The organism is Kitasatospora cathayae (assembly GCF_027627435.1).
Classification (GTDB): domain Bacteria; phylum Actinomycetota; class Actinomycetes; order Streptomycetales; family Streptomycetaceae; genus Kitasatospora; species Kitasatospora cathayae.
Map to the genome: position 1 here is coordinate 810,564 of NZ_CP115450.1, position 26,274 is coordinate 836,837.

Genomic DNA, 26,274 nt, shown 5'->3' on the forward strand with positions numbered 1-26,274 from the left:
CGTGGCCCGACGTGGCCCGACGTGGCCCGACGTGGCCCGACGGGGACGAGCACGGTCCGACGGGGACGGACACGGTCCGACGAACAGTGGTCAGATATTCGGTGGCCCGCCCCTCCCGCCCGCTCCTACAGTGTCCGCCGGATCAAGGACGTTCAGGGAGCCGGACATGCGTGTGCACTACCCCCGGACGCCGCATCTCCCCTGGTCACCGGGGGCTGCGGCGGACGACGTACGAACCGGGGACCTCTCCGGCCTGGCCGGGGCGGAGGTCGTCGTCACCGAGAAGCTGGACGGCGAGAACACCACGCTCTACGCCGACGGCCTGCACGCCCGCTCGCTGGACTCCGCCCACCATCCCTCCCGGGCCTGGGTGAAGGGCCTGCAGAGCCGGATCGGCCCCCGGATCCCGGCCGGCTGGCGGATCTGCGGCGAGAACCTGTTCGCCCGGCATTCCATCGCGTACACCGACCTCGACAGCTGGTTCCACGGCTTCTCGGTCTGGACGGACCGGGACCGCTGCCTGGACTGGGACGACACCGTCCGCTTCCTGCGCCGCCTCGGCATCCCGACCCCCCGGGTGCTGTGGCGCGGCCACTACGACGAACGGGCGCTGCGCGCCCTGCGGTTGGACTTGGAGCGGCAGGAGGGCTACGTCGTCCGGACGGTCCGCGGCTTCCCCCGGGCCGAGTTCGGCGAACGGATCGCCAAGTGGGTCCGCCCGCAACACGTCCGCACCGACACCCACTGGATGCACGCGGCCGTGGTGGAGAACGGTCTCGGCCCGAACGCCGCACTGTGGGACGTGCGTTCGGGCCAACTGCCGGAACTCCCGCTGCTGGCCGAGGCCTTGAGCATGCCCGAACTCGACTGCCCGACCGAGGAGTTGGCGGACGTGTCGGCGCGGCTGGACGAGCTCGGCCGCACCGGCGACGCCCGGTTGGCCGGCGTGCTCGCCACCGCCCTGCGCACCACCCACCGGAAGCCGCTCGCGCCCCAGCCCGCCCCCCAACTCACGCCCCAGTCGGCACCCCAGTCCGCACCCCAGCTCGCGCCGCGCCTGGCCGCCCGGCTCGGCCTGCCGCTGGCCCGCCGGGTCGCCGACCTGGTCGCACTCCACCCCGGCCTCCACCAGCCGTACCCGGACGAGGACCGCCGCGCCGGCCTGGTCCGGCTCGCCGCTGCCGCCGACCTCGGCGTGCTGCACGCGGTGGCCGCGACCGCCGCCCCCGGCCCCGCCGAACGCGAACAGGTCGCCTGGTCCGCCCTGCACGCCGAGGACGCCGGGCTGCTCGACGCCGACCCGCTGGCCTGGCTGCGCAGCGGCCTGCGCGAGGCCCTGGCCGACCTCGACCCCGACAGCGCCGACCGCTGCTGGGCGCAGGCCCGCGAGGCGTACGCGCTCGGCCGGATCACCACCGTCGAGGAGGCGGTCGCCGCCACCTGGCGCTGGCGCGACGCCCGCTTCCCCCGGCTGGTGCACCTGAGCGGCCCGTCCGGCAGCGGCAAGAGCACCTTCGCCGCCGCGCTGCCCGGCGTGCGCGCCCGGATCAGCCTGGACGACCTGCGCGCCGCCCGCGGCTCGCGCACCGACCAGCGCAACAACCCCGAGGTGCTGCGCACCGCGCTGGCCCGGCTGGACGCCGCCCTCGCCGACCCGGCCGCCACCGTGGTCTGGGACGCCACCTCGCTCAACCGCGAGCAGCGCTCCCACGTCCACGCCGTGGCCCGGCGCCGCGACGCCCTGGTCACCCAGGTGGTGCTGCTGGTCGACGAGCGGGAACTGCTGCGCCGCAACACCGTCCGCCCGCACCCGGTGCCGCCCGAGGTGCTCGCCGCCCAACTGCACCGCTACCGCCCGCCCCACCCCGGCCAGGCGCACCGCACCTGGTACGTCGGCCCGGGTGGCACGGTGGAGGACACGGCGGGCACGCTCGACTCCGAGGAGGACTGATGCGCCCCATCGAACAGGTCTGCCAGCGCATCCGCTGGGACGCCCGCTTCGACCCGGCCCGGTTCACCCTGGGCGTGCGCCAGCGCGACAACCGCACCAAGCGCGTCCCGCTGGAGGCCTTCGCCGCCTCCGGCGAGGTCCCCTGGCACCGGGTCCGCTGGGTCGAGGCCGACGGCGTCGTGGTGTGGGACCGCACCACCGGCGTGGACGTCCTGGACACCACCGAGGCCGGGCGCCGCACCGCACCGCGCCACCTGCCCTCGCCCTTCTTCACCGCCGCCACCCCGTACGCCTGGCGGCCGGACGGCGGCTGGCAGCCGTACGAGGCCCGCACCGGCACGACGGGCCCGGACTCCCTGCGCGTGGTCACCTGGAACACCCTGTGGGACCGCTACGACGCCGAACGGATCGCCACCGCCCGCCGCCGACCGCTGCTGCTCGCCGAGCTGGAGGCCGCCGACGCCGACGTCATCGCACTCCAGGAGGTGGAGCCGGCCCTGCTCGCCCAGCTGCTCGCCGCCCCCTGGGTCCGCGACGGCTACACCCTCGGCGGTGACCCGTCCGGCGGCGACGTCGCCGAGTACGGCCTGCTGCTGCTCAGCCGCCTCCCCGTGCTCGAGGCCGGACGCCAGGTGCTCGGCCCGCACAAGGCCGTCACCGCCGTCACCGTCCAGGCCGCCGACGGACCGCTGACCGTCGCCGCCGTCCACCTGAGCAGCGACCACTCGACCGACGGCCCCGCCCGCCGCCAGGCCGAACTCGCCCTTCTGGCCGAGGGATTGGCCGCCGTCGAGGGCGAACTGCTGCTGCTCGGGGACTTCAACGACGCCCGCTCCGGCCCGGCCGGCCCCGCCGCCGCCCTCGGCCTGCGGGACGCCTGGACCCAGGTGCACGGCCCGGCCGACGACACCCCCACCTTCGACCCGACCGTCAACCCGCTCGCCGCCGTCTCCTCACTCACCGGCCGGCCCGGCCGACTCGACCGCGTCCTGCACCGCTGCGAGCGCGCCCGCGTCACCGGAGCCGCCCTGCTCGGCGACCGGCCCGGCCCCGACGGCCTGCACCCCTCCGACCACTACGGCGTGGCCGTCGACCTCGCCCTCGGCGAGGCCTCCTCCCCGGAGACGCTCGACACCGCACCCACCCCCCGAACCGCCGTCGCCTGGCTGCCGCCCGAGGAACTGTGGCCCCCGATCCAGCAGTTGCGCGCCGCCTACGACCCGCAGCTGCGCCGCTGGCCCCCGCACGTCAACCTGCTCTTCGGCTTCGTCCCGGAGTCCGAGTTCGACCGCGCGCTGTCGCTGCTCGGCACGGCCGCCGCCGAGGTCGCCCCGTTCACCGCCCGGCTGGACGGCGTGCACACCTTCGGCCACCGCGAGGACGCCACCATCTGGCTCGACCCGGCCGCCGCCGCGCCCGAGCCCTGGGCGGCGCTGCGGCACGCCCTCGAACGCCGCTTCCCCCGCTGCCGGGGCCGCGCCGCGGGCTACACCCCGCACCTGAGCCTCGGGCGCAGCGCCGACCCGCAGCGGGTGGCCGCCGACTGCACGGCCCGGCTGAGCGGGATGGACGCCCGGGTGGGCGAGCTGGTGGTGCTCTCCCGGCGGGGCGACGAGCCGATGCACCCGCGCGCGGTGGTCACGCTGGGGACGGGCGAGGTGCGGGCGGTGTCGGCGGAACCGGTGCTGTCGCTGCGTCCCGAGTCGCCCGAACGCACCGCCGCTGCCGTCGAGTTGGCTCGGCGGATCGCCTCCGCACTGCCGGAGGGCGTCGTCCACACGGTCGGCTCGCGGCGGCTGGGCTGTCAGCTGGACGGCGGCGACCTGGACCTGGTGGCCGCCCTGCCCGGCCCGGCCGACCTGCCCGGGGTGCTGGCCCGGGTGGCGGAAGCCGTACCGCAGGCCCGGTGGGTCCGCGAGGTGCGCGGCGCCCGGGTGCCGGGGCTGCGGCTGGAGGCGGACGGGCTGACCGTCGACCTGGTGGTGGTGTTCACCGGCGCGCTCGATCCGGCCCAAGCGGTGCCCCGGCGGGCCGAGTCGGGCGAGGCTGCGGCGATCGCGCTGAGCGCCGTGACGGACGCCGAGGCGATCCTGTCGGCACTCGGGAACCGGCACGCCCGCTTCGTCCGACTGGCCCGACAGGTCAAGGCCTGGGCCCGGGCACGCGGCCTGGACGGCGCACCGTTCGGCCAACTGCCCTCGCTGGCCTGGTCGGTGCTCTCCGCCCGGACCGTCCTCGACGCGTCCGACGCCGACGAGGACGACGACCTGTTCCAGCGCTTCACCGAAACCTGGGCCTCCTGGGACTGGCGCCAACCCGTCGCCCTCGATCCAGAGTTCACGGCCGAGTTCACCGGGTTCAGCGAGTTCACCGACCGAAGCCCCGCCCCGCTGACCGTCCTCACCCCCTCCGCACCCGTCCGCAGCTGCACCTCCCAGGTCGGCCCGGACACCCGCGACCTGCTCACCGAGGAGCTCTACCGCGCCTGGGAACTCACCACCGCGAGCCCCGACCCCTGGCCCACCCTGCTCACCCAGCCCCCGCTGCACCGGCGGCACGCCGCCTGGGCCGTGATCAGCGCCGACCAGCAGTCCGCCGGCCCCGTCCGCGGCCGCCTGCGCTCCCTGCTCACCGCCCTGGAGGAAGCCGGCGCCACCCACCTCCACGCCTGGCCCCACCCCTACCGGACCGGCGACGGCCGGATCCACTTCCCGATCGGCCTCGGCCCCGCCCCACTCCCCCGCGCCCAGCTCACCCCCATCGCCACCAGCTGGTCCCGCGGGCTGCCCGACGTCCACGTCAACTACGCCGAGTGCGGCGCCGTCCCGACCCTCACCCGCTGACAGCGCCTCCAAACCGTGTTGCGAGTCCTGCGGCACGACAGTTGACATCTCATCATCCGCTAGATCCGAAAATTTTATTGCGCAGTTTTCATTGCGCAACTTTCCCTTCGAACCTACCGTGGAGGCATGCCCGAAACCCCCCGGCCAGAGCGGATCACCGACCTCTCCCGCCTCAAGGCGTTCACCAACCCCCTGCGTATGCAGCTCTACCGCCTGCTCTACGCGGCCGGTACCGCCACCGCCTCCCAGCTCGCCGAACAGGTCGACCAGGCTCCGTCCCTGATCAGCTACCACCTGCGCAAGCTCGCCGAGCTCGGTTTCGTCACCGAGGCGACCGCACAGAGCACCGACGGGCGGGAGCGGTGGTGGCAGGTCTCCTCCGAGGAGGGCTGGGGCTTCCGCGAGTCGGACCTCGCCGGTACACCCGAGGGCGCGGCCGCGGTCGGCGCGGTCACCCGCGGCCTGGTCGACAGCCGCGCCGCCCAGTACCGCACCTACCTGGACCAGGGCGCCGCCTGGGGCCCGGAGTGGACCGACGCGGCCTTCACCTCCGAGTGGCTGCTCGACCTCACGCCTGCCGAACTCGCCGAACTGAACGATGAGTTGCAGGCCGTGGGCCGCCGCTGGCGGAAGCGCGGCAAGGCGGCCAAGACGGCCGGCCAGACCGAGAACCGCGAGCACGTGTCCGTCCACCTGTACGGCTTCCCGTTCCGCCCCTGACGCATCCCACCGACCCACAGGAGCCCCGCCCCATGGCCACATTGGAGACGACCACCTCCTTACGCCCCGCCGTCCCCGCGCACCGCGACGCCAACGTCCTGCGCTGGCTCACCGCCTACACCGCCTCCCTGGTCGGCGACACCGTCTACTTCCTCGCCCTCGGCTGGTCCGTTCAGAAGACCGCCGGCCCCACCGAGGTCGGCCTGGTGATGGCCGCGGGTGCGCTGCCCCGGGCGGTGCTGATGCTCGGCGGCGGGGTGGTCGCCGACCGCCTCGACCCCCGCCGGGTGATCCTCGGCAGCGACACCCTGCGCTGCCTGCTCATCCTCTCCGTCGCCGCCGCCGTCGCCCTGACCACGCCCGCCTTATGGCTGCTGGTCGCGGTCGCCCTGGTCTTCGGCGCCGTGGACGCCCTGTTCGTCCCCGCCGTCGGCGCCCTCCCGCCCCGGATCACCAGCCCCGACCAGCTCGCCCGCGTCACCGGCCTGCGCTCCCTCGCGATGCGCCTCAGCCAGATCGCCGGCCCGCCGATCGGCGGCCTGGCCATGGGCCTCGGCGGTCCGGCCGTCGCCTTCACCGTCGCGGGCGGACTGTTCGCCCTGTCGCTGCCCCTGCTGCTGTCCGTCCGGATCCGGCCCCTGGATTCGCCCGACGACCAGACCACCCCCGACGACCAGACCATGCCCGATAACCAGGCCACGCCCGACGGACCCGGCACCGCCCGCGCCGAGTTGCTCGACGGCCTGCGCTACCTCCGCCGCCACCGCCTGCTCGGCCCGCTGGTCCTGGTCGGTGCCATCTGCGAACTCGGCCTCACCGGCACCCTCAACGTCGGCATGGTGCTCCTCAACGCCGAACGCGGCTGGGGCCCGTCCGGCCTCGGCCTGATCGTCGCCTGCTTCGGCGCGGGCGCCGCCGCCAGCGCCGCCCTGCTCGCCGTCGCCGGCTGGCTGCCCCGGGCCGGCCTCACCATGGCCACCACCCTGCTGCTCGGCAGCCTCGGCGCGGGTGCCATGGGCGTGGTCCCCGCCCTGTGGTCGGCCGCCGTGCTGGCCGCGTTCGTCGGACTGAGCGCTGGGGTCTTCGGCAGCCTGGACGGCGCCCTCATCCAGACCACCGCCGACCCCGCCTACCTCGGCCGGGCCACCTCCGTCGTGATGCTCACCACGGTCGGCCTCGCCCCGCTCAGCTACCCGCTGGTCGGCGCCGCCATCGGCGCCTGGGGCGCCGCCCCGGTGTTCCTCGGCTGCGGCGGCCTCTCCTGCCTCGGCGCCGCCTACGCCCTCGCCTCCCCGACGGTTCGGCGGGCCGAACTGCCCCGACGGTAGAGTCCCGCACCATGGGGGAGGAACTGGACGCGATCGACTGGGCGGCGCTGCGCCACAACCACGGCTCTGCGCGGGACGTACCCGGCCTGCTGCGCCGCTGTGCCGGGCCGGACCGGCAGGACGCCGCCGAAGCCGTCGGAAGACTGGACGCCGCGGTCTTCCACCAGGGCGGCTGGATCTGCTCCGCCGCCCCCGCCGTGCTCCCGTACCTGGTCGAACTGGCCGCCCGACCGGAGAGTCCGATCCGGCTGGACGTCCTGGAGCTGCTGACGAACCTCTGCGACACGGCCGCGCTCGTCGCGGAGGAACGGGTCGACCGGGCCTGGGGCCCGGCCTGGGAGCGCGCACTGCCCGAGCTCCTGCGGCTGCTCGCCGATCCGGACCCCGCGATCCGCCGCGCCGTCGCGGACGCCCTCGGCCGGTGCGCCAGCCCGGGAGAGCTCACCCTGCCGGCCCTGCTCACGTGCTGGGACGCCGAACAGGACCCGGGCACCCGACTCGACCTCGTCCTCGCGCTCGGACACGCCGCAGGACAGCAGCCGACCGGTCACCGGGGCGCCGAGACCCTCGCCCTCCTGCACGGACTGCTGGACGACCCCGAGCCCCAGCTCCGGCTGGCCGCCGTCCACGCCCTCGCCCCGACCGACCCCGGACTCGCGCCCCGGCACCTCGACGTCGTCCTGGAGGCGCTCCGCGACCCGAGCGTGGAGCTGTGGCGGCAGACCAGCGCGGCAGGCTGCGGGGTCTTCGGAATGCAGTCCTGGACGGCCGACTTCTACCCGGGCCCGTCGCCCTCGTACGCCCTCGGGCTGCTGGCCGACCACCCCGACCCGGAGCAGCGCGCCAGCGCGCTGTCCGTGGCCGGCGCGCTGCTCTCCCACCGGCGCTCGCCAACACCCCTGCTACTGCCGGACATCGCCGCCCGGCTGGCCGACCCGGTGCCCGAAGTGCGCTACCGTGCCACCGAGTTGCTGGCCTGCCTCGGCCCAGCCGCGGCGGACCACCGCGACGCGGTGGCCGAACTCCTGGACGACCCCGGGACGTTCCGGAGCTACGGAACCGTCGCCGACGCGGCCGTGTGGGCGCTCGCCCGGATGGGCGACCCGCGCTGCGTTCCCGCCCTCGTCGACCGGCTCACCGGCCCCCGGCTCGGCTTCGACAGCTCCTCCAGCCGCCACTCCCGGCTCGGCAACTCGCACTGGCCCCATCTCCCCGCCCTCCACGAACTGCTGATCCCACTGCGGGAGCACGCCGAGGAGCTCGTCCCCGCGATCGGCGTCCGGCTGCGCGCCGACCACCCGCTGGTCCGCTCCCTCTGCGAGGTGCTCGCCGCCTGGGGCCCGGTCGCGGAGGCCGCGCTGCGGGACCTGCTCGCCCTGCTCGACGGCGAGTCCACCTGGACGCACGCCGCGACCGCGCTGGCGGGCATCGGTCCCGCCGGCAACGCGGCGCACGACGCCCTGCGCTCCCGCGCCGCCGCCGGCGGGCGCGACGCCGCTCTGGCCGCCTGGTCCGCCTACCGGGTAGGCGGCGAGCCCGGCCCCGCCCTCGCCCTCCTGGGCCCGGCCGCCACCGAGGGCCGGTTCCCGGCCCCGGCCCTGCGCCGCCTCGCCGACCTCGGCCCGTACGCCGCCCCGTACGCGGACCGCCTGCGCGAACTGACGGCCGACCCCGACCACTGGACCAGCGTCGAGGCCGCCCACGCCCTGTGGTCCGCCACCGGCGACGCCGACACCACCGTCCCGGCCCTGCTCGCCGTCTGCCGCCCCCTCCTCCAGGGCAGCTACCTCCCGGCAATGCTCGCCGCCGTCCGCCACCTCGCCCGCATCGGCCCGGCCGCCCACCCCGCCGTCACCGTCCTCGCCGAGGCCCTCCCCCGCGACGAACGCCTCACCACCTCCACCGGCTGGCCCGCCTTCGTCGAGGACGACACCGTCCGCGCCGCCATCACCGACCTGCTCGCCCCCGCGCACCGTGGACCAGCCCACTGACCGTCAGCTGTCCGGTCCGCGCGGTCATGTGGCCATCCAGCGAACTCTCCCGCACCGCTCGCCACGGCTACGCCCCCAGCCTCCGGCCGGCCTCCGTGAGCGCCAGCACGCCCGTCCCGCGCACCGGTGTCGTCGGCCCGATCGACCTGGGGTCGAGGCTCAACTCACCCGCCAGCCCGGGGCCAGCTCGAGCAGCTCCCACTCCCACTCGTCCGCCTGTTCCTCGGAGTCCACCCGCCCCGCCGCCAGCGCGGGCAGCCCCGACTCGGCCACGCCGCCGCTGCTCGTAGGCCAGTGACGCACCCAGCTCCAGGTGGCTCACCTCCTCACCCGGAACACGCCGAACCGCCGTACGGCCACACCCCGTTCGGCGACCAGGACCGCCGAGCCGTCGTTCTGCGCGCCGTACCAGTACGCCTGGGCCCGCCCGCAGCGGGCGCTCAACCGCTCGCAGGCGAGCAGGACATCCGCCGCCCGCTCGTCCGCTACATCCGGTACATCCGGTACATCCGGTACGTCCGCACCACGGTCCGCCCCGGCGACGACCGCCTCAGCACGTCTCAGCGGCCGCCGGAGATCCGCCCAGGCCACCGGCTGCGAATTGGCCTGCGACACGATCCGCGTCCCGCACTACCCTCGGCCTGACCATCGATCAACGGAGAACCGCCATGCACCCCGACCTCGCCGCCGACCTCGAGCAGTTGCCCGCCCTCCTGGAGGAGGCCCGGCAGCGGGCGGTCGGTTTCCTCGCCGGACTCGACGAGCGGCCGGTGATCCCGCCGCAGGCGGACCGGCCGACGCCGGCGGGGGCGTTGCACGAGGAGGGCGGGGGTCTGCGGGCGGCCCTGGCGGAGTTCGCCGAGCGCTGGGAGCCGAGGCTGTCGGCCAGTGCCGGGCCGCGCTACTTCGGATTCGTGACGGGCGGGGCCACCCCGGCCGCGCTGGTGGGCGACTGGCTGACCGCGACCGCCGACCAGAACTCCAACTCCTCCCTCGACCCGGCCGGTCAGCACCTGGAACGGGAGACCATCGGCTGGCTGCGCGAGCTCTTCGGGCTCTCCGCCGCGCACAGCGGCACCCTCGTCAGCGGCGCCACCATGTCCAACACGGTCGGCCTGGCGATCGCCCGGGAGTGGCTGGGCGAGCGGCTCGGGGTGGACGTGGCCGAGGACGGGGTGGCCGCTCTGGGCCGGGTGCGGGTGCTGTCGGGCAGTGCGCACTCGAGCGTGTCCAAGGCGCTGTCCGTGCTGGGCCTCGGCCGTACGGCACTGACGACCGTCCCCGCCCTGCCCGGCCGGGAGGCCGTGGACGTGGCCGCGCTGGAGCGGGCGCTCGCCGAGGCCGACGGCCCGTGCGTCGTGGTCGCCAACGCGGGCACCGTGAACACCGTCGACTTCGACGACCTGCGCGCGATCGCCGAGCTGCGGGAGCGGTACGGCTTCTGGCTGCACGTCGACGCCGCCTTCGGCGCCTTCGCGGCCCTCTCGCCGGAGCACGCCGAGCTGGTGGCCGGACTGGACCTGGCCGACTCGGTCTGCGTCGACCTGCACAAGTGGCTCAACGTGCCCTACGACAGCGCCGTGCAGTTCACCCGCCGTCGCGACCTCCAGGCCCGGGTCTTCCAGAACGCCGCCGCCTACCTCGGCCCGATCGGCGACCACCCCGACCTGGTGCACCTCACCCCGGAGAACTCGCACCGCCTGCGCGCCCTGGCCGCCTGGTTCACCCTGCGCGCCTACGGCCGGGCCGGCCACCGGGAGATCGTGGAGCGCTGCATCGCCGGCGCCCACGCGCTCGGCGAGGCGATCGGCACCATCGACGGCCTGCGACTGCTCGCCCCGGTCCGCCTCAACGTGGTCTGCTTCACCCTCGCCGCGGACCCGACCCCCGAGCGCCTCGCCGCCCTCGCCAGCGAGCTCTCCGACGAGGCCTTCCTCACTCCCACCCGCTACGCCGGCCGGCCCGCCCTGCGCGCCGCGTTCAGCAACTGGCGCACCACGGAGGCGGATGTGCGACGGACGGCCGAGGCGCTCGCCGGGGCCGTCCACAAGCTCGAGACCGCCTGACGCGCAGGAGGTTCGGGCGGTCACCGGCCGGTCCGGGCCGGTGACCGCCCGAACCGTGCCGTCCGCGACCGCTCACGGATGCGCCCGTCCCCGTACACGCCGCCCGCCGAATCCGACAGGCTCGCCGGCCCCGGACGGCGGCCGCCACCGGCGGTTCCGCGGATCCCCGCCTTTCGGGGCCAACAGGTGCAACACGCCCGTCGGGACTTGACCTTCACACCGGTGTGAAGCCCGATGATTGCTCCATGACCGCCACTGCTCACGACCCGTACGCCCTGCTCGCGCAGAGCCGCCTCGGCGTCCTCGCCACCATCAAGGCGGACGGACGTCCCCAGCTCTCCCCGATCATGCCGTTCTACGACCGCGAGGCGAACGTCATCCTGATCTCCACCACGGAGGGGCGGGCGAAGACCGCGAACCTGCGCCGGGACCCGCGGGTCAGCCTGGAGGTGACCGGGCCGGACGGGCGGTCCTGGGCCACCGCCGAGGGCGTCGCCACCCTCACCGGTCCGGGTACCGACCCGAACGGGCCCGAGGTCGAGGTGCTGGTGGACTACTACCGCCGGGCCGCCGGGGAGCACCCGGACTGGACGGAGTACCGCGAGACGATGGTCGCCGACCGCCGGGTGCTGCTCACCATTCCGGTCGACCACGTGTACGGCGCCAGGATCTGACCGGCCGTCCGGCCACCGGCACGGGGGGCCGGTGGCCGGACGCGGGCGCCGCGTCAGGCACTTCGCGGAAACCCTCACGGAAACCCTCGTAGGACCCCTTCGCAGGTCAGCCCAGGATCGCCGTGACCACCGTGGCGTCCAGCTCCTCCTCGCGGCTCACCGCCGCCGCCAGACCCGCCGCCCGCGCCACCGCCAGCGCGCCGGCCGCCTGCCGCTCGCTGGTCTCGAACAGCAGCGCCCCGCCGGCCACCAGCCACCGCGGCGCCGCCGCGGCCACCCGGCGCAACACGTCCAGCCCGTCCGCCCCGCCGTCCAGCGCGGGCCGCGCCTCGTGCAGCCGGGCCTCGGGCGGCAGCAGCTCGAGGTCGCCGGTCGGTACGTACGGGACGTTGGCGATCAGCACCTCCACCCGGCCGCGCAGCGCTTCGGGCAGGGCGGCGAACAGGTCGCCCTCGAAGAGCAGCGCGCCCGTTCCGGCCAGGTTCCGGCGGGCGCAGCGGACGGCCACCGGGTCGACGTCGGCGGCGTACAGCTCGATCGGGTGGCCGGCTGTCGCCGCGACGGCGGCGCCGAGCGCACCGCTGCCGCAGCACAGGTCGACCACCAGCGCACCGGGGCCGGCGAGTCGGGCGGCCTCGGCGGCCAGGAACTCGCTGCGTCGGCGCGGGACGAACACGCCGGGGTCGACGGCGATCCGCAGACCGGCGAACTCGGCCCAGCCGACGACGTGTTCGAGCGGGCGGCCCTGGGTGCGGGCCCGGACCATGGCGGCCAGTTCGGCGCTGGTGGCGGCGGTGCTGAGCAGGATCCGTGCCTCGTCCTCGGCGAACACGCAACCGGCGGCGCGCAGTCGGGAGACGACCGAGGAACGGAGAGCAGCGGAGGTGAAGACGCGCAAGGGGACCCCTTGGGGAGGACGGGAGGAGAACGGAGGACTTCCGTCAGGGCTCCCGCCAGGGCCGACGCCGCGTCGGTGCGCCCGCGCTACGCGCGCGGTGCGCCCGCACGGCCGCGCTCCGGGAGCACCCGCTCGGACATACCGGTAATGGGTCTCACCTCCCTGGGCTCGTGGTCGTGTTCAGCGTCGGTCACCCTACCGCACCCGCGCGCCTGCTCGAGCTGCGGGCGCAGCTGGCGGCTCGTCGGCACCCGGCTCAGCCGAGGAAGTCGGCCACCAGGACGGCGAACTCCTCCGGGGTGCTGATCGGCACCCCGAGCTCCTCCGCCTTGGTGCGCTTGGAGCCCGCCTTCTCACCCGCGACCAGCAGGCTGGTGCGCTTGGACACCGAGGAGGAGGCCTTGCCGCCCGCGCGCTCGATCAGCTCGTTCATCTCGTTGCGGGAGAGTTCGGCCAGCACGCCGGTCATGCTGCCGGTCACCACGACGCTCTGCCCCGCCAGCGGACCGGCCGCCGCGCTCCCTTCCGTGGCAGCCGCGGCAGCCCCGGCCGGTGCCGCCGCGACGGCCGGCTCGGACACCTGCGTCCCCACCCCCTGCGCCACCAGCCGGTCCAACAGCCCTGCCACTTCGGCGAGTTCGGCGACGATCACGGCCGCCTTCTCCACCCCGATGCCGTCCACGCCGGCCAGCGCCTCGGCGTCGGCGGCCCGGATCGCGGCCATGCTGCCGAAATGGGCCGTGATCCGGCGCGACATCGTCCGCCCGGTGCCCCGGATGCCGAGGGCGCAGAAGACCCGGTTCAGCGGACGGGTGCGGGCGGTCTCGATGGCGGCGAGCAGGTTGTCGGCGCTGGTGTCGCCCATCCGCTCCAGGGTGAGCAGCTGGTCCCTGGTCAGGGTGAACAGGTCGGCGAGGTCGGCGACCAGCCCGGACTCGACCAGCTGGACGGCCCGGGTGCCGCCGAGCCCCTCGATGTCGAGCTGGTCGCGCCCGGCCGCGTAGATCACCGAGGCGACGGCCTGGCAGCCCCGGCCGCGCACGCAGCGCCAGCGCTGCTCCGCGCGGTCGATGGCGTCGCCGCAGCGCGGGCAGACCTCGGGGAAGACGATCGACTGCTCGGCTCCGGTGCGCTCGTCGACCAGCGGCGCCTCCACTCGCGGGATGACGTCCCCGGCACGGTAGACGAAGACCTGGTCGCCGATCATCAGTCCGCGGCGCTCGATGTCGGCGGGGTTGTGCAGGGTCGCGTAGGTGACGGTGACGCCGTCGATCACCACTGGGTCGAGCACGGCGCGGGGCGCGATGATGCCGGTGCGGCCGACGTTCCACTCCACGCCGAGCAGCCGGGTGACCTTGTGCTGGGCCTGCAGCTTGCGGGCCACCGCCCAGCGCGGCGCCCGGGAGCCGGAGCCGGCCGCCTCCTGGTCGGCGACGCGTCCGCCTTGACCACCACGCCGTCGATCCCGAACGGCAGCGCGGCGCGCATTGCGGCGATCTCCTCGATCCGCTGCTCGGCCTCGGTGAGGGTGGCGCAGCGCAGGGGCGCGGCCGGAGTGCTGGCGGCGGTGTTGGCGCCGAGTTCGGCGAGGCGGGTGAGCAGTTCGGCGTGGCCGAGGCCGGGCAGGCCGTGGGCGTCGTAGCCGAAGAAGGTGAGCTCGACCCGGTAGGGACGGTCCTTGGCCCGCAGGGTGCCGGCGGCGCCGCTGCGCGGGTGGGCGAAGGGGGTGGCGCCGTGGGCGGTGCGCACGGCGTTGGCCTGTTCGAACTGTGCATGGGTGAGCAGCACTTCGCCGCGCAGTTCGACGTCGAGCGGCTCGGCCAGCCGGGCGGGCAGGCCGAGCACGGCGTCGGCGGCGTGGGTGATGTCCTCCCCGGCCAGGCCGTCGCCCCGGGTGAGCACCTGGTGCAGGCGGCCCTCCCGGTAGCGGGCGGCGACGGCGAGGCCGTCCAGCTTGGGTTCGACGCACCAGGCGGCGACCGGGTGGCCGAGCCGGCGCTCCAGCCCGGCGGCCCAGGACTCCAGCTCCTCGGCGGAGAAGACGTTGTCGAGCGAGAGCATCGGCGTGCTGTGCGGGACGTCGCCGACGGCCGCGCCGCCGGCCACCTTGCCGGTGGGCGACTCGGGCAGCACCTGGTCGGGGTGCTCGCGCTCGTAGGCCTCGATCACCCGGACCAGGGCGTCGTACTCGTCGTCCCCGAGCGGGGTGGAGCCGTCGGCGTAGTAGGCTGCGGCGGCCCGTACGGCGGTGGCGACGGCGTCGGCGTAGGCCTCCGGGGAGGCGAGGGCGGCGGGGGTGGCCGTGGTGGCTGCGTCCTTCATAACGCCATCATGGCGAGCCGCACTGACATTCGACCCGCTCGCATTCGCCCCGCTCGCATTCGCCCCGCCCGCATTCGACCCACCCGCGGCGGGCGCGCCCGGCAGTCGGCGGATCGGCACCGCGCCCCGCGCACCCGTGCGGGTCGATACCTCGCCCCGCGCACGGGACGGTCAGCCCACGCCGATCCCGGCCGCGACCGCTTCCGCAGCGCCCCGCGGCTCCGTCGACGACTCCCCGCCGCCGCCCTCCGCCACCCGGGCCGCCGCGGCCTCGGCGACCACCCGGGCACCGCGGTCCGGGCCCATCTGGAGCGAGCCGAGCACGCCGGGCACCGCGACGCTCGGCATCAGGTGCTGGAACAGGCCGGACACCCGCCGCTCGAGGTCGGCCCGGCCGGAGAGCTTCTGCGACTGGATCTGCACACCCGTCCAGGCGGCGATGAACAGCCACGCGGTGTCGGCCGGGACGACGTGCGGTAGCAGTTCACCGCGCTCGCCGGCGGCGGCCAGCAGCGCCTCCATCCGGCTGATCCAGCCGGGGATCGCGCCGCCGCCGAAGTCGTCGAACACGTCCTGGCCGAGCGAGAGCCGGGCACCCGCGCTGAGCAGCGGGTCACGCGGCATCAGGTGCGCGATCACCATCCCGGTGTCCACGAACTCCTGGAGTTTGCAGCTCCGTTCCGGCACTCCGTCCTGGACGAACTGCTCCTCGACGACACCCTGCGCGAGATCCCGCTTCGAGGCGAAGTGGAAGTACACCGCACCCCGCGTCACGCTCGCCCGGGAGACCACCTCCCCGATGGTGGCGCCCTCGTAGCCGAACTCGTCGAAGACCGACGCCGCGGCCTCCAGGATCAGCCGACGCGTCCGGAGCGCCCTTTCCTGCCGTACCACCGCAACCACCCCGCCCTGTGCTCCGGAAAAGAAAACCAAATACCCCGTATCTTAGCGGCGGGCGGGCCACGGGCGACAAGGTGCTGTCGGGGCGTCAGCTCAAGCTGAACCTGCTCCCCCACCCCCTCTTTCTCATTCTGACGAACAGTCATCTCTCGACTAGGCGGTGGGCAGCCGGACCTCCCGGGCAGCCCGCCGACGAACACCACCGCCGTTCCGCCATCCTCAACCAGAAACCGAACGATCGGTTTCTTATTTACTGATCACATCGACCTCGAAACCACCCCTCGGGCGACTCCACAACCAAACGGTCGAGGACGCGAGGAGGGGAGTAGCGTTGCCCTGCTCGCCGCGGCCTCCTCCTGAACGCCGGAACACTTCGATTCCCGAGCCGCCCCCGAGCCCCCCGAAGTCCCTGGTGCCGGAAACCGTCAGATGTGCGGATTCAGCCACTGGTGCAGGCCCAGTTCGCGTTCTAGCCCACGACGCCGTACACCGCGTGGACCGAGCCGTCCTCCGGCGCACGGACTCGCGGGGCCGCCCCGCCCCGCGTCCGCCCCACGGATCGGCTCCCCGCCCGGCCGTCATGGCAGCACGGCCACCGCCTCCACCTCCACCAACTGGTCCGAGTAGCCGAGGACCGTGACGCCGAGCAGTGTGCTGGGGGCGTCGTGCTCCCCCAGGTACTCCCGGTACACGTTCCACACCTTCACCAGGTCCGCCTGATCGCTGGAGGCCACGTACACGGTGGTCCGGGCGATGTCCGTGAGCCCCGCGCCGGCATCCTCCAGCACGGTCATCAGATTGCGCATCACCTGGTGCGCCTGCGCCTCGTAGTCACCGACGGCGACCGTGCGCCCGTCCTCGTCCAGCGGGCAGGCCCCGGCGAGCCAGAGCGAGCGGGCCGGCGCGTCGACGACCGCCGCGTAGGCGTAGTCGACGGCCTGGGTCAGTCGCGTACTGCGGACCAGCTTGACGGCGCTGCTCATGAGGACCTCCGGGGGGGTGCAACCGAACGTTCGCGCTCATCGTTGGCCCCTCACGAACGGCCGTCAAACCGTTTTCCGGCGAACTCCCGGCCCCGCCAAGGCCCGTGTGCCCACGATTCACCGTTGCGGGTGATGGCGGACGGAGCCTCCGGACCGCAATCCTGGTGCCCGCCCACGCCAAGGGCGCGACCGACGACGCGACCGCCACCGCCACCGCCACCGCCACCGCCACCGCCACCAACGCCGCCACCAGCCCCCGGGAGTCGACCGATGGAGCCCCACCCGCCCGACCGCGACCAGGCCTCCGGAGTCGGACGCCGCCGCGTGCTCGGCCTCGCCCTCGGCGCAGGCCTCGTCCCGGCCCTGGCTCCCGCGGCCCAACCCGCCCACGCCGCACGGCCGTCCGAACCCGCCGCGGCCCTGGGACACCGGGTCGCCGCCGTCGCCGCCGCGCAGATCGGCGTCCCGTACGCCTGGGGCGGCGGCGACCGGCTCGGCCCGGGCCTCGGCTTCTGCGACGCGGACAACGGCTACCTCAACGGCGTCTGCCTGGGCGAGAGCACGGTCGGCTTCGACTGCAGCGGCCTGTCCCTCTACTGCTGGTACCGCGCCAGCCACGGCACCGTCGAGCTCGGGCACTACACCGTCGCCCAGTTCAACCGCAGCGCGCCGGTCGAACGCGACGCCCTCGCCCCCGGCGACCTGCTGTTCTTCTCCCGCCCCGACGCCCCGCTGCACCACGTCGGCATCTACGCGGGCGACGGCGCGATGATCCACGCCGAACGGACCGGCACGCTGGTCGCGCGGGTCGAGAAGGTGCTCGATGTCCCGCGCTGGGCAGGCGAGTTCGCGGGCGGCCGCCGCCCCGGGCCGCCGACCGCCTGAGCTCAGACGGCGCCCCGCCGCACCGCCATCCCCTCGTTCACCCGCCGCAGCAGCTCCTGCAGCACCCGCCGCTCCCCCTGGTCCAGCGGCGCCAGCACCTCGTCCTGCACCGCCCGGGCCCGCGCCTCCAGTTCGGCCAGCAGCGCCCGCCCGGCGGCGGTGACGGAGACCGAGACCCGTCGCCGGTCCGTCGCGTCCCGGCCGCGCTCGACGTACCCGGCCGCGCCCAGCTGGTCGGCGACCTTCGCGAGGTCGCTCGGGTCGATGCCCAGCCGCTGCACCAGGTCCCGCTGCGCCTGCGGCCCGAAGTCGGCCAGCGCCGCGAGCACCGCCATGTCCCAGAGCCGCAGGCCGCGTTCGGCCAGCTGGTCGGCGAGCCGGGCGCGCGCGGTGCGGCCGATCCGGGCGAGCAGGAAGGTGCTGAGGTCCAGCAGGGTCGGCGGCAGTCCGCCGGACGGGTCGGGGGTCTCGGAGGCCATGGCGCCATTCTAGGGTCCATCCCTATAGTGGGTGCTGACCCACTGTTTTCGACCCAGGAGTTCGACCGTGGACGCCCTCTACCCGCGCCTGCTCGTCACCCGCTTCGCCGAGTGCTTCGGCTTCTACCGCGCGGTCCTCCCCGCGCTCACCGGCGCCACCCTGGTCAAAGGCGCGCCCGAGGGCCCCTACGCCAACTGGGACGTCGACGAGCAGGCCGTCCTGGTGCTCTACGACCGCACCGCGATGGCCACCGCCCTGGGCACCACCGGACTGCCCGCCCGGCCCACCGCCCCCGTCCAGGACGCCGCGATGCTGGTCTTCCGGGTCGACGACGTGGACAAGGCGCTCGCCCTCTGCCTCGAACACGGCGGCGTCCTCGCCGCCCCGGCCACCGACCGCCCGGAGTGGGGCCCCACCCTGCGCAGCGCCCATCTGCGCGACCCCGAGGGGCACTTGATCGAGCTGCAGTCGTACTGACCCCGGAAGCTCCGTGCGCAGGCGCGGCCGCCGCAGGCGCACTCCCCGCCGGCCGACGACGCCCGGGGTACGGGCAGTGGGCGGAGCCCGGCCGAGCCCGCCGGGGCGGCGGCCACCGGCCCGGCGAGGGCGAGGCAGGGCGGCGAGGACGGGAGCGACGAACCTGCGCGGCCTACGCATGGGTACCTCCGGAACCATGGGAACAGCAGCGGCCGTGGACTCGGCCGCCGCGCTCCCGACGGGCGGCCGCGGCCCCCGGCACCGCCGACACGCCGTGCACCGCACCAGTCGTACGCATGCCCCCGGTTCACCGGCCGGGCGCGTCCCGCCACAGCTCGGCGCTGCAGCCCGCGACCAGCGCGCCGATCCGCGACCACGCCTCCTCGGCCGGCATCGGCTCCAGCCGGCGGCCGTCCCGCACCCGCAGCGCGACCCGGTCGTCCACGGCCTCCTTGGCGCCGATCACCGCCTGGTAGGGCACCAGCCGGGCCTCCCGGATCCGGGCGCCGAGGCTGCCGTGCTCGGGCCCGGCGACCTCGGCCCGCAGCCCGAGGTCCAGGCAGCGCTGCCGCAGCCGCTCGGCCTGCGGCAGCTCGGCGTCGGAGATCGGCAGCAGCACCACCTGGACGGGTGCGAGCCAGGCCGGGAACGCCCCACCGTACAACTCGATCAGGTAGGCGACCACCCGCTCGACGCTGCCGATCACGCTGCGGTGCACCATCACCGGGCGGTGCTTGGCGCCGTCCGGGCCGATGTAGTGCAGGTTGAAGCGCTCGGGCTGGTGGAAGTCGATCTGCACGGTGGAGAGGGTGAACTCGCGCCCGGCACCGTCGGCGATCTGCACGTCGATCTTGGGACCGTAGAACGCGGCCTCGCCCTCGGCCGCCTCGAAGGGCACTCCGGAGCGCTCCAGCACGTCGGTCAGCAGCGCGGTGGCGCGCCGCCAGAGCCCGGGATCGGCCACGTACTTGCCGCCCTCGCCGGGCAGCGAGAGCCGGTAGCGGACCGGCACGACGCCGAGCGCGCGGTGCGCCTCGCGGATCAACTCCAGTGCGGCGACGGCCTCGTCGGCGGCCTGCTCGGGGGTGCAGAAGACGTGGGCGTCGTTCAGCTGGATCGCCCGGACCCTGGTCAGCCCGCCCAGCACGCCGGATAGCTCGGAACGGTACATTCCGCCCAACTCGGCCATCCGCAAGGGCAGTTCCCGGTAGCTGTGGGGGCGGGAGCGGAAGATCACCGCGTGGTGCGGACACAGGCTCGGGCGCAGCACCATCTCCTCCGAGCCCAGCTCCATGGGTGGGAACATGTCGTCGCGGTAGTGGTCCCAGTGGCCGGAGATCTCGTACAGCTCGCGCTTGCCGAGCACCGGCGAGTAGACGTGGCGGTAGCCGGCCCGACGCTCGCGGCCGCGGATGAACTCCTCCAGGGTGTGCCGGATCGCGGCGCCGTCGGGCAGCCAGTAGGGCAGGCCGGAGCCCATCAGCGGGTCGGTGTCGAACAGGTCGAGTTCGCGGCCGAGCTTGCGGTGATCGTGCGCGGGCCGATCGTTCACGGGCTGGTCGTTCATGGACTGCTCGTGCATGGACTGGTCGTTCATGAGGGTGGTCTCCACTCGGGATCCGCGGGCGAGTGGAGCCGGGAACGACGAAGCCCCGGGGCACTCGCCCCGGGGCTTCGGACTTGGTCAGCAGTCAGCGCGCCGGGACTCTCTCCGGCGTCGTCGTGACGAGTGCAGCGCGCTTCATGCGTTCCACGGTAGCAGGTCCTCGCCGCCCGTGTTGATCTTCATGGGCAAGGTCACAGCAGAACGACGCAGCCGCGCTCGGCGAGCGCGTCCCGCACCCGGTCCGGCACCTGGACGTCGTTCCACCGCAGGTCGAGCTTCTCCAGCGCGGGCAGCACGGCCGGGTCGGCCAGCCAGTCCGGCAGTCCGGAGATGTCGTTGCCGCGCAGGTCGATGCGGCGCAGCCGCGGGAGCCGGGCGAGGACGGCGGGGAACTCGGCGAGGGCGTTCTCCCGCAGTTCCAGCTCGCGCAGTTCGGACAGCAGCCCGAAGGAGGCCGGCAGGGCGGTCAACCGGTTGCCGCGCAGCCAGAGTTCGCGCAGCTCGCCGAGGGCGCCGATCGACTCCGGCAGCGCGGTGAGCCGGTTGTGCTGGGCGCGCAGTTCGACCAGCTCGGCCATCTTCCCGATGCTGGACGGGAGTTCGGAGATCCGGTTCTCGCCGACGTTGAGGTAGCGCAGCCGGGTGAGCCGCCCGATCGAGTCCGGCAGGGCGGTCAGCTGGTTGTCGTGCAGGTAGAGGAAGTCCCGGAGCCAGGTGAGCGCGGTCAGTTCGGCGGGCACCTCGGCGAACAGGTTGTGGCCCAGGTCGAGGGTGCGGAGCCTGAGCAACCGGCTGATGCCGGGCGGGAGTTCGGAGAGCGCGCCCTCGGCGAGGATGAGCACGGTCAGGTCGTCGCGATCCCACACCGTGGTGAGCACCTCGCCGGCCGCCGGACCGAGCGGCTGCCGCCACAGGTTGAGCGTCATGTCTGTCACGCCCGCCATTCTCCGTCACCGCCACCCCGTGGACCCACGCGCGCCCCCGGCGTGCGCTCCCACCACCGTAGGCACTACGCCGAACGGGGGAGCCGACCGGCCCGCGATCCGAGATCCACCGGGAGGGACCCACCGGCCAACGCCCGCCCTGTCCGCCCTACACCCCCGGAGTCGGGCGGACCGGGTGCTTGCTCATGATCGACACCCGGTTGAAGGAGTTGATGGTGATCGCCACCCAGATCGCCGCCGAGATCTCCTCCTCGGTCAGCGCCTCGCGCGCGAGCGCGTAGGCGGCGTGCTGCGCGGCGGCGTCCGACGGGTTCGTGGTCGCCTCCGCCAACGCCAGCGCGGCCCGCTCCCGCGCGGTGAACAGCTCGGTGTCCCGCCAGGCCGGGAGCACGCCCAGCCGCTGGGTGGTCTCGCCCTCGCGCAGCGCGGCCCGGGTGTGCACGTTCAGGCAGTAGGCGCAGCCGTTGATCTGCGAGACCCGCAGATTGACCAGCTCCACCAGCCGCCGGTCCAGCCCGGCCTCCGCCGCGCCCGCCCGCGCCACCTCGGCGGCCGCGAGCAGCGCCTTGTAGGCCTTGGGGCTCTGCTTGTCGATGAACACCCGCCGCTCCGCCGGGACCACCGTCACGTCACTCACCTGAACTCCTCGACTCCCACGGACACCATCGGCGCGCTGCCGGTCGGCGCGCTGCCGTGCCATAATAGTTGAATCTAGAACTACATGGAAGCGACATCCGCCATGGGAGGGCCCACAGCCATGAGCACCGCCGAGACCGAGCCGCACCTCACCGCCCAGCCGCAGGACCCGTACGTCGAGGTGCTGTCCGCCCGGGACGTCCCGCTCGGCGGACCGCGTGCGATGACCGTACGCCGCACCCTCCCGCACCGCTCCCGCCGGCTGATCGGCGCCTGGTGCTTCGTCGACCACTACGGCCCCGACGACGTCGCCCGGACCGGCGGCATGGACGTCGCCCCGCACCCCCACACCGGCCTGCAGACCGTCAGCTGGCTCTTCACCGGCGAGATCGAGCACCGGGACAGCCTCGGCGTCCACGCCTTCGTCCGCCCCGGCGAGCTCAACCTGATGACCTCCGGCCACGGCATCTGCCACTCGGAGGTCTCCACCCCCGCGACCACGGTGCTGCACGGCGTCCAGCTCTGGGTCGCCCTGCCCGACGAACACCGCGACACCGCACGGGACTTCCACCACCACGCCCCCGAGCCGGTCGCCCTGGACGGCGGCGAGGCCCGGGTCTTCCTCGGCACCCTGGCCGGCCGCACCTCCCCCGTGCCGACCTTCACCCCACTCCTCGGCGCCGAACTCACCCTCCACCCGCACGCCACCGTCATCCTCACCGTCGACCCCGCCTTCGAACACGGCGTCCTGGTCGACCGCGGCGAGGTACGCCTCGCCGACACCGCCACCGTCCTCCACCACGGCGACCTCGGCTACCTCTCCCCCGGTCCCAGCACCCTGGCCGTCACCAACACCACCGACGCCCCCGCCCGCCTCATCCTCCTCGGCGGCACGCCCTTCGAGGAGCAGATCGTCATGTGGTGGAACTTCATCGGCCGGTCGATGGACGACATTACCCGAGCCCGTTCGGATTGGATGACCGGCGACCGATTCGGCGAGGTGCACGGCTACCACGGTGACCGCCTGCCCGCCCCCGAACTCCCCGCCACCCCGCTGAAGCCGCGCGGTCGAGTGCGCTGACCTGCTCGTTTATCCGGCGTGGAACAGCCGCGCCACGAGCCGCGATCCCCACCCTCACGGCGACCTCCCGACCTCGATCCAGCCTGCGCGGGCCTCATCCCGAGCAGGCTGGCATCTCACCGGCTCTAACCTCCTGTGACCATGTCTGGCCGGACCAATGCTGACTCAATGCTGACTTTGCTGACAGTCAGTCAGTCGTTCTCCTCCTCGAAGCACCGGCCAGGATGGTGCCCGGCGCTGGCGCACTTGCGGACACCTGTCGGCAGCCGACGTGCGGCTTCCGGTGATGGCCATCGAAGCCGATCTGGACAGCCAGCGGGGGCCCGTCCGGTGGGCGGTGAATTGGCGCACCTCGTCGATGAAGGAGACCAACGCCGTTCAAGCCCGTCCAACCGCTCGACTCACGAAAGCCATCGGGTGCGATGCCCGCGGTCATGCGGGCCGACAAGACGTCACGTTGGGCGGAACGGTGGAGCTGGTGGAGGGCTTCACGCGGGATGTTCGCGGCATCGGGCACCTGGGGACGGGTGAGCTGGAGGTGCGGATCACCTCGTCGGCTACGTGGAGAAGGCGGTGCCGCTGATTCGCCGGGTGGTCGAGGAGTCCTGACGAACGAGGCCAGGGCGGCTGGAGCATCGTGGTCCTCCAGCCCCCCCTTTCGCGTCTGCGGCCGGTCCGCCTCGGCCGGTGGTGGTTCTCATGGTCCCGCCGCTGGTCCGGCGAGCCCGCCGCGCACCTTCGCCTTACGCACGATCGTGGCGCAGGTCCGCGAGCCCTCCTCGTAGCACGTCGGCCAGGTCCGAGAGCGCGGGGGCGACTGCGGCACGTTCGATCACCATGCACATGGCTCGCTCCGTGGCGGAGTCGTGGAGATGCGTCAGGTGGCATCCGACTCGGCGAGGAGATCGTCCCACAGGCTCACGGTCGGCTCGGTGTGAGCGAGCGCGATCTTCTCGCTGATCGCGTTGCGAAATGAGCGCGGCGGCGGAGGGCCGATGGCGGTACAGCATCGTCCGGCCGATCCCGCTGGGGGCCAGCCCTGCCGGTTCGCCCTCGACGACGAGGAGCCGAAGCTCATCGCCATTGAGCTCGAGCTCCGCGTCCGCGCCATCACCGACGACGGGTCCTGGCAACCGCCGTCAGCGAGGAACTGCTGCACACCCGCGCCGTAAGACGCCACCAGTGCCGCGATGAACCGGGGCTGAGCGAGGATCAGTTCTCTTCTGGCCATGGCCAGTCGGGCCGGAGGCAATCCGGGCCGCCCAGGCAACCCCCGGGAGTGAACTCTCCACGGAGGGCATAACTCAAACAGCACTGTTCAACTTAGCGATTGTGCGCTATCTCTATCTCATACACTCTGTACGAGGTAGGAGTTCCTCTCATGGCTCACGCCACACACATCGCCACCGGGGCGCATCCCGAACGGGCCGCGTATCCCCGGCGCTGGCTGCTGCTCACCCTGCTGTGCCTCGCACAGTTCATGCTGATCGTGGACGTCACGGTGATCAACGTCGCGCTGCCCAGCATCGGCGACGACCTCCGGCTCAGCCGCGAGACGCTCACCTGGGCGGTCACCGCCTACACCCTCTGCTTCGGCGGGCTGATGCTGCTCGGTGGGCGGCTGGCCGACGCCTTCGGCGCACGGCGGCTCCTGGTCACCGGGCTGGTCCTGTTCACGACCGCCTCACTCGCCACCGGCCTGGCGGGCAACGCGGAGGTCCTCATCGGCGGTCGGCTCGCCCAGGGTGTGGGCGCGGCCCTCCTGTCGCCGGCCGCGCTCGCCACCATCACCCGCACCTTCCACGGCCCCGAGCGGAACAAGGCGTTGGGCATCTGGGCCATGCTCGGCGGCATCGGATTCGCGCTCGGCGCGATGCTCGGCGGCGTCCTCACCGCGGGTCCCGGTTGGAGCTGGGTCTTCTTCATCAACGTCCCGGTCGGCCTGGGCATCCTGCTCACCCTCCCCAGACTGCTGCCCGCCCCGGCTCCCCAAGGTGGCCGCAAGATCGACCTGCCGGGCGCCGTCCTGGTCACCGCCGCGACCGGAGCACTCATCTACGGCCTCATCAAGGCCGGTGACGCGAGCTGGACTTCGACCGCCACGCTGGTGCCGCTGGCCGGCTCCGTCGTCCTCTACACCGGCTTCACCCTCGTCGAACGCAAGACCGCCGCCCCGCTGATGGACCTGCGCATCCTCGCCAAGCGCCCGGTCACCGCCGGCTCGTTCCTCATGCTGATCGCCACCGGCCTGCTGCTCGGATACGTCTTCCTCGGCTCGCTCTACCTCCAGGAGGTCCGCCAGCTCTCCGCCCTGTCCACCGGGGCGCTCCTGCTGCCCGTGGCCGTCGCCACCGCGATCGGCGCCCACCTCGCCGCACACCTGATCGCCCACGCGGGCACGCGCCTGGTCGCCGCAGGCGGCCTGCTCGTCTCGGGCAGTGGCAGCCTGGTGCTCGCCCAATCCGACAGCACCTGGGGTACGGTGCTCGGCCTGGCCATCGGAGCCGTCGGCATCGTCCCGGTCTTCGTCTCCGCCACCACCACCGCGCTCGGCTTCATCTCACACCAGGAGGCCGGCATCGCCTCGGGTGTGGTGAACACCTTCCACGAGGTCGGCGGGGCCGTCGGCGCCGCGGTCGTCTCGACCGTCGCCGCCGCCGGTATCGCCCAGCACTCGGCAGCCGGATTCCCCGCCGCCTACACCACCCTGGCCGTCGTGGCCGTGGTCGCGGCGGTCATCGCCCTTGCCCTGATCCCCCGCGGCAAGGCCGAGCTCCCCGAGGGCGTCCACGTCCACTGAGAGGAACCGCGCACGGTCTTTAGACTCCGTCCCATGGAATCCGGACACCACAGCGGCGCAGCGAAGGCCCGGCGGGGCGGTTCCGCCACCCCGTCCCGTCGGGCCGACGCCGAACGCAACATCGCCGCGATCCTCGCCGCCGCAACCACCTGCTTCGCGAAGAACCCAAATGCGAGCATGACCGAGATCGCCGCGGCAGCAGGGGTCGGCAGGGTCACCCTGTACGGCCACTTCTCCTCCCGGGAGGCACTGCTCAGCGAACTGATGGAGCGCGCCCTGGCCGAAGTCGCCACCGCTCTCGATGTCACCGACCTCGACCACGGCCCCGCCGACGAGGCCCTGCGGAGCTTCATCCGCTCCTCCTGGCAACTCCTCGACCGCAACCTGCGCATGCTGTACGCCGCCCGCCGAGCCCTGCCGGCGGAAGCGGTCCACGACCATCACATCGACATCCTGTCGGCGATGCAACGGCTCATCACCCGAGGGCAACAGGAAGGAGCATTCCGGGACGACCTCCCCTCCCACTGGCTGGTCGGCACCGTCTACGCACTGGTACAGGCCGCCGGCGACCAGGTCGAAGCCGGCCAGTTCACCTCCGAGCAGGCCCTCGAAGCCCTCGACGCCACCGTCGCCTCCGCCCTCCGGAGCCCGAACACCTGAGGGGCGGCCCGCCGCAGCCGGCCGCCCCT

21 protein-coding genes and 2 pseudogenes are annotated in these 26,274 nt (G+C 73.8%); 13 read left to right on the forward strand and 10 right to left on the reverse strand.

The window, feature by feature from the left end; genetic code table 11:
* Nucleotides 1-166: 166 nt before the first annotated feature.
* The 5 genes from O1G21_RS03755 (at nucleotide 167) to O1G21_RS03775 (ending at nucleotide 8,833) form a co-directional block, all read left to right on the forward strand.
* Nucleotides 167-1,951, forward strand: coding sequence for an RNA ligase family protein (locus O1G21_RS03755; RefSeq protein WP_270140705.1), 1,785 nt, complete (start codon nucleotides 167-169; stop codon nucleotides 1,949-1,951).
* Nucleotides 1,951-4,794 carry a poly(A) polymerase gene (locus tag O1G21_RS03760; RefSeq protein ID WP_270140707.1) on the forward strand — a complete coding sequence of 948 codons (2,844 nt, stop codon included), beginning with the start codon at nucleotides 1,951-1,953 and terminating at the stop codon, nucleotides 4,792-4,794. The genes O1G21_RS03755 and O1G21_RS03760 overlap by 1 nt, the downstream gene beginning before the upstream one ends.
* A 126-nt stretch (nucleotides 4,795-4,920) precedes the next feature.
* Nucleotides 4,921-5,514, forward strand: a complete 594-nt coding sequence (locus O1G21_RS03765; protein ID WP_270140709.1) for an ArsR/SmtB family transcription factor — start codon at nucleotides 4,921-4,923, stop codon at nucleotides 5,512-5,514.
* A gap of 32 nt (nucleotides 5,515-5,546) precedes the next feature.
* Complete coding sequence (locus O1G21_RS03770; protein WP_270140710.1) at nucleotides 5,547-6,842, forward strand: MFS transporter; 1,296 nt, start codon at nucleotides 5,547-5,549, stop codon at nucleotides 6,840-6,842.
* 11 nt (nucleotides 6,843-6,853) lie between these two features.
* Nucleotides 6,854-8,833: a HEAT repeat domain-containing protein gene (locus O1G21_RS03775; RefSeq protein ID WP_270140712.1), complete on the forward strand. Its 1,980-nt coding sequence runs from the start codon at nucleotides 6,854-6,856 to the stop codon at nucleotides 8,831-8,833.
* 318 nt (nucleotides 8,834-9,151) lie between these two features.
* Here O1G21_RS03775 and O1G21_RS03780 read toward each other — a convergent pair whose 3' ends face one another.
* The gene (locus tag O1G21_RS03780) at nucleotides 9,152-9,448 is read right to left on the reverse strand and encodes a hypothetical protein (RefSeq protein WP_270140713.1); all 297 of its coding nucleotides are present in this window, start codon (nucleotides 9,446-9,448) and stop codon (nucleotides 9,152-9,154) included.
* 53 nt (nucleotides 9,449-9,501) lie between these two features.
* On the opposite strand from O1G21_RS03780, the gene O1G21_RS03785 reads away from it, so the two are divergent.
* Both O1G21_RS03785 and O1G21_RS03790 read left to right on the forward strand, forming a co-directional pair.
* Nucleotides 9,502-10,899 carry a pyridoxal phosphate-dependent decarboxylase family protein gene (locus tag O1G21_RS03785; protein WP_270140715.1) on the forward strand — a complete coding sequence of 466 codons (1,398 nt, stop codon included), beginning with the start codon at nucleotides 9,502-9,504 and terminating at the stop codon, nucleotides 10,897-10,899.
* 245 nt (nucleotides 10,900-11,144) lie between these two features.
* Nucleotides 11,145-11,573 carry a PPOX class F420-dependent oxidoreductase gene (locus O1G21_RS03790; RefSeq protein ID WP_270140718.1) on the forward strand — a complete coding sequence of 143 codons (429 nt, stop codon included), beginning with the start codon at nucleotides 11,145-11,147 and terminating at the stop codon, nucleotides 11,571-11,573.
* Between the two features lie 106 nt (nucleotides 11,574-11,679).
* Here the strand turns inward: O1G21_RS03790 and O1G21_RS03795 are convergent, their stop codons facing one another.
* The 4 genes and pseudogenes from O1G21_RS03795 to O1G21_RS03810 form a co-directional block, all read right to left on the reverse strand.
* Nucleotides 11,680-12,471, reverse strand: a complete 792-nt coding sequence (locus O1G21_RS03795; protein WP_270140720.1) for a putative protein N(5)-glutamine methyltransferase — start codon at nucleotides 12,469-12,471, stop codon at nucleotides 11,680-11,682.
* Nucleotides 12,472-12,727: 256 nt separating this feature from the next.
* Nucleotides 12,728-14,793: pseudogene (ligA, locus tag O1G21_RS03800) on the reverse strand (NAD-dependent DNA ligase LigA).
* Nucleotides 14,794-14,964: 171 nt separating this feature from the next.
* Nucleotides 14,965-15,687 (reverse strand): ScbR family autoregulator-binding transcription factor, encoded by a 723-nt coding sequence (locus O1G21_RS03805; RefSeq protein WP_270140722.1) that lies wholly within the window; start codon nucleotides 15,685-15,687, stop codon nucleotides 14,965-14,967.
* A gap of 584 nt (nucleotides 15,688-16,271) precedes the next feature.
* A complete protein-coding gene (locus tag O1G21_RS03810; RefSeq protein WP_270140724.1) occupies nucleotides 16,272-16,676 on the reverse strand; it encodes a RidA family protein in 405 nt (134 codons plus the stop codon).
* 270 nt (nucleotides 16,677-16,946) lie between these two features.
* On the opposite strand from O1G21_RS03810, the gene O1G21_RS03815 reads away from it, so the two are divergent.
* Nucleotides 16,947-17,561, forward strand: coding sequence for a C40 family peptidase (locus O1G21_RS03815; protein ID WP_270140726.1), 615 nt, complete (start codon nucleotides 16,947-16,949; stop codon nucleotides 17,559-17,561).
* Between the two features lie 2 nt (nucleotides 17,562-17,563).
* On the opposite strand, the gene O1G21_RS03820 is transcribed toward O1G21_RS03815, so the two are convergent.
* The gene (locus tag O1G21_RS03820; RefSeq protein ID WP_270140728.1) at nucleotides 17,564-18,040 is read right to left on the reverse strand and encodes a MarR family winged helix-turn-helix transcriptional regulator; all 477 of its coding nucleotides are present in this window, start codon (nucleotides 18,038-18,040) and stop codon (nucleotides 17,564-17,566) included.
* A 67-nt stretch (nucleotides 18,041-18,107) separates the two neighbouring features.
* On the opposite strand from O1G21_RS03820, the gene O1G21_RS03825 reads away from it, so the two are divergent.
* Nucleotides 18,108-18,518 (forward strand): VOC family protein, encoded by a 411-nt coding sequence (locus O1G21_RS03825; protein ID WP_270140729.1) that lies wholly within the window; start codon nucleotides 18,108-18,110, stop codon nucleotides 18,516-18,518.
* Between the two features lie 307 nt (nucleotides 18,519-18,825).
* Here O1G21_RS03825 and thrS read toward each other — a convergent pair whose 3' ends face one another.
* The 3 genes from thrS to O1G21_RS03840 all read right to left on the reverse strand — a co-directional run bounded on the left by thrS (nucleotide 18,826) and on the right by O1G21_RS03840 (nucleotide 21,705).
* Nucleotides 18,826-20,085: a threonine--tRNA ligase gene (thrS, locus tag O1G21_RS03830; RefSeq protein ID WP_270150762.1), complete on the reverse strand. Its 1,260-nt coding sequence runs from the start codon at nucleotides 20,083-20,085 to the stop codon at nucleotides 18,826-18,828.
* 230 nt (nucleotides 20,086-20,315) lie between these two features.
* Nucleotides 20,316-21,050 carry a leucine-rich repeat domain-containing protein gene (locus tag O1G21_RS03835; RefSeq protein ID WP_270150763.1) on the reverse strand — a complete coding sequence of 245 codons (735 nt, stop codon included), beginning with the start codon at nucleotides 21,048-21,050 and terminating at the stop codon, nucleotides 20,316-20,318.
* Nucleotides 21,051-21,216: 166 nt separating this feature from the next.
* Nucleotides 21,217-21,705, reverse strand: coding sequence for a carboxymuconolactone decarboxylase family protein (locus tag O1G21_RS03840; protein ID WP_270140731.1), 489 nt, complete (start codon nucleotides 21,703-21,705; stop codon nucleotides 21,217-21,219).
* 120 nt (nucleotides 21,706-21,825) lie between these two features.
* On the opposite strand from O1G21_RS03840, the gene O1G21_RS03845 reads away from it, so the two are divergent.
* The gene (locus tag O1G21_RS03845; RefSeq protein WP_270140732.1) at nucleotides 21,826-22,785 is read left to right on the forward strand and encodes a pirin family protein; all 960 of its coding nucleotides are present in this window, start codon (nucleotides 21,826-21,828) and stop codon (nucleotides 22,783-22,785) included.
* A gap of 466 nt (nucleotides 22,786-23,251) precedes the next feature.
* Nucleotides 23,252-23,394 (forward strand): annotated as a pseudogene (locus O1G21_RS41965) (DUF5655 domain-containing protein); the annotation flags it as partial.
* A 268-nt stretch (nucleotides 23,395-23,662) separates the two neighbouring features.
* Here the strand turns inward: O1G21_RS41965 and O1G21_RS03850 are convergent.
* Complete coding sequence (locus O1G21_RS03850) at nucleotides 23,663-24,016, reverse strand: hypothetical protein (protein WP_270140734.1); 354 nt, start codon at nucleotides 24,014-24,016, stop codon at nucleotides 23,663-23,665.
* 150 nt (nucleotides 24,017-24,166) lie between these two features.
* Here O1G21_RS03850 and O1G21_RS03855 point away from each other — a divergent pair, with 150 nt between their 5' ends.
* A complete protein-coding gene (locus tag O1G21_RS03855) occupies nucleotides 24,167-25,585 on the forward strand; it encodes an MFS transporter (RefSeq protein WP_270140736.1) in 1,419 nt (472 codons plus the stop codon).
* Nucleotides 25,586-25,618: 33 nt separating this feature from the next.
* Nucleotides 25,619-26,245, forward strand: coding sequence for a TetR/AcrR family transcriptional regulator (locus O1G21_RS03860; RefSeq protein WP_270140738.1), 627 nt, complete (start codon nucleotides 25,619-25,621; stop codon nucleotides 26,243-26,245).
* The last annotated feature ends 29 nt before the right edge of the window (nucleotides 26,246-26,274 follow it).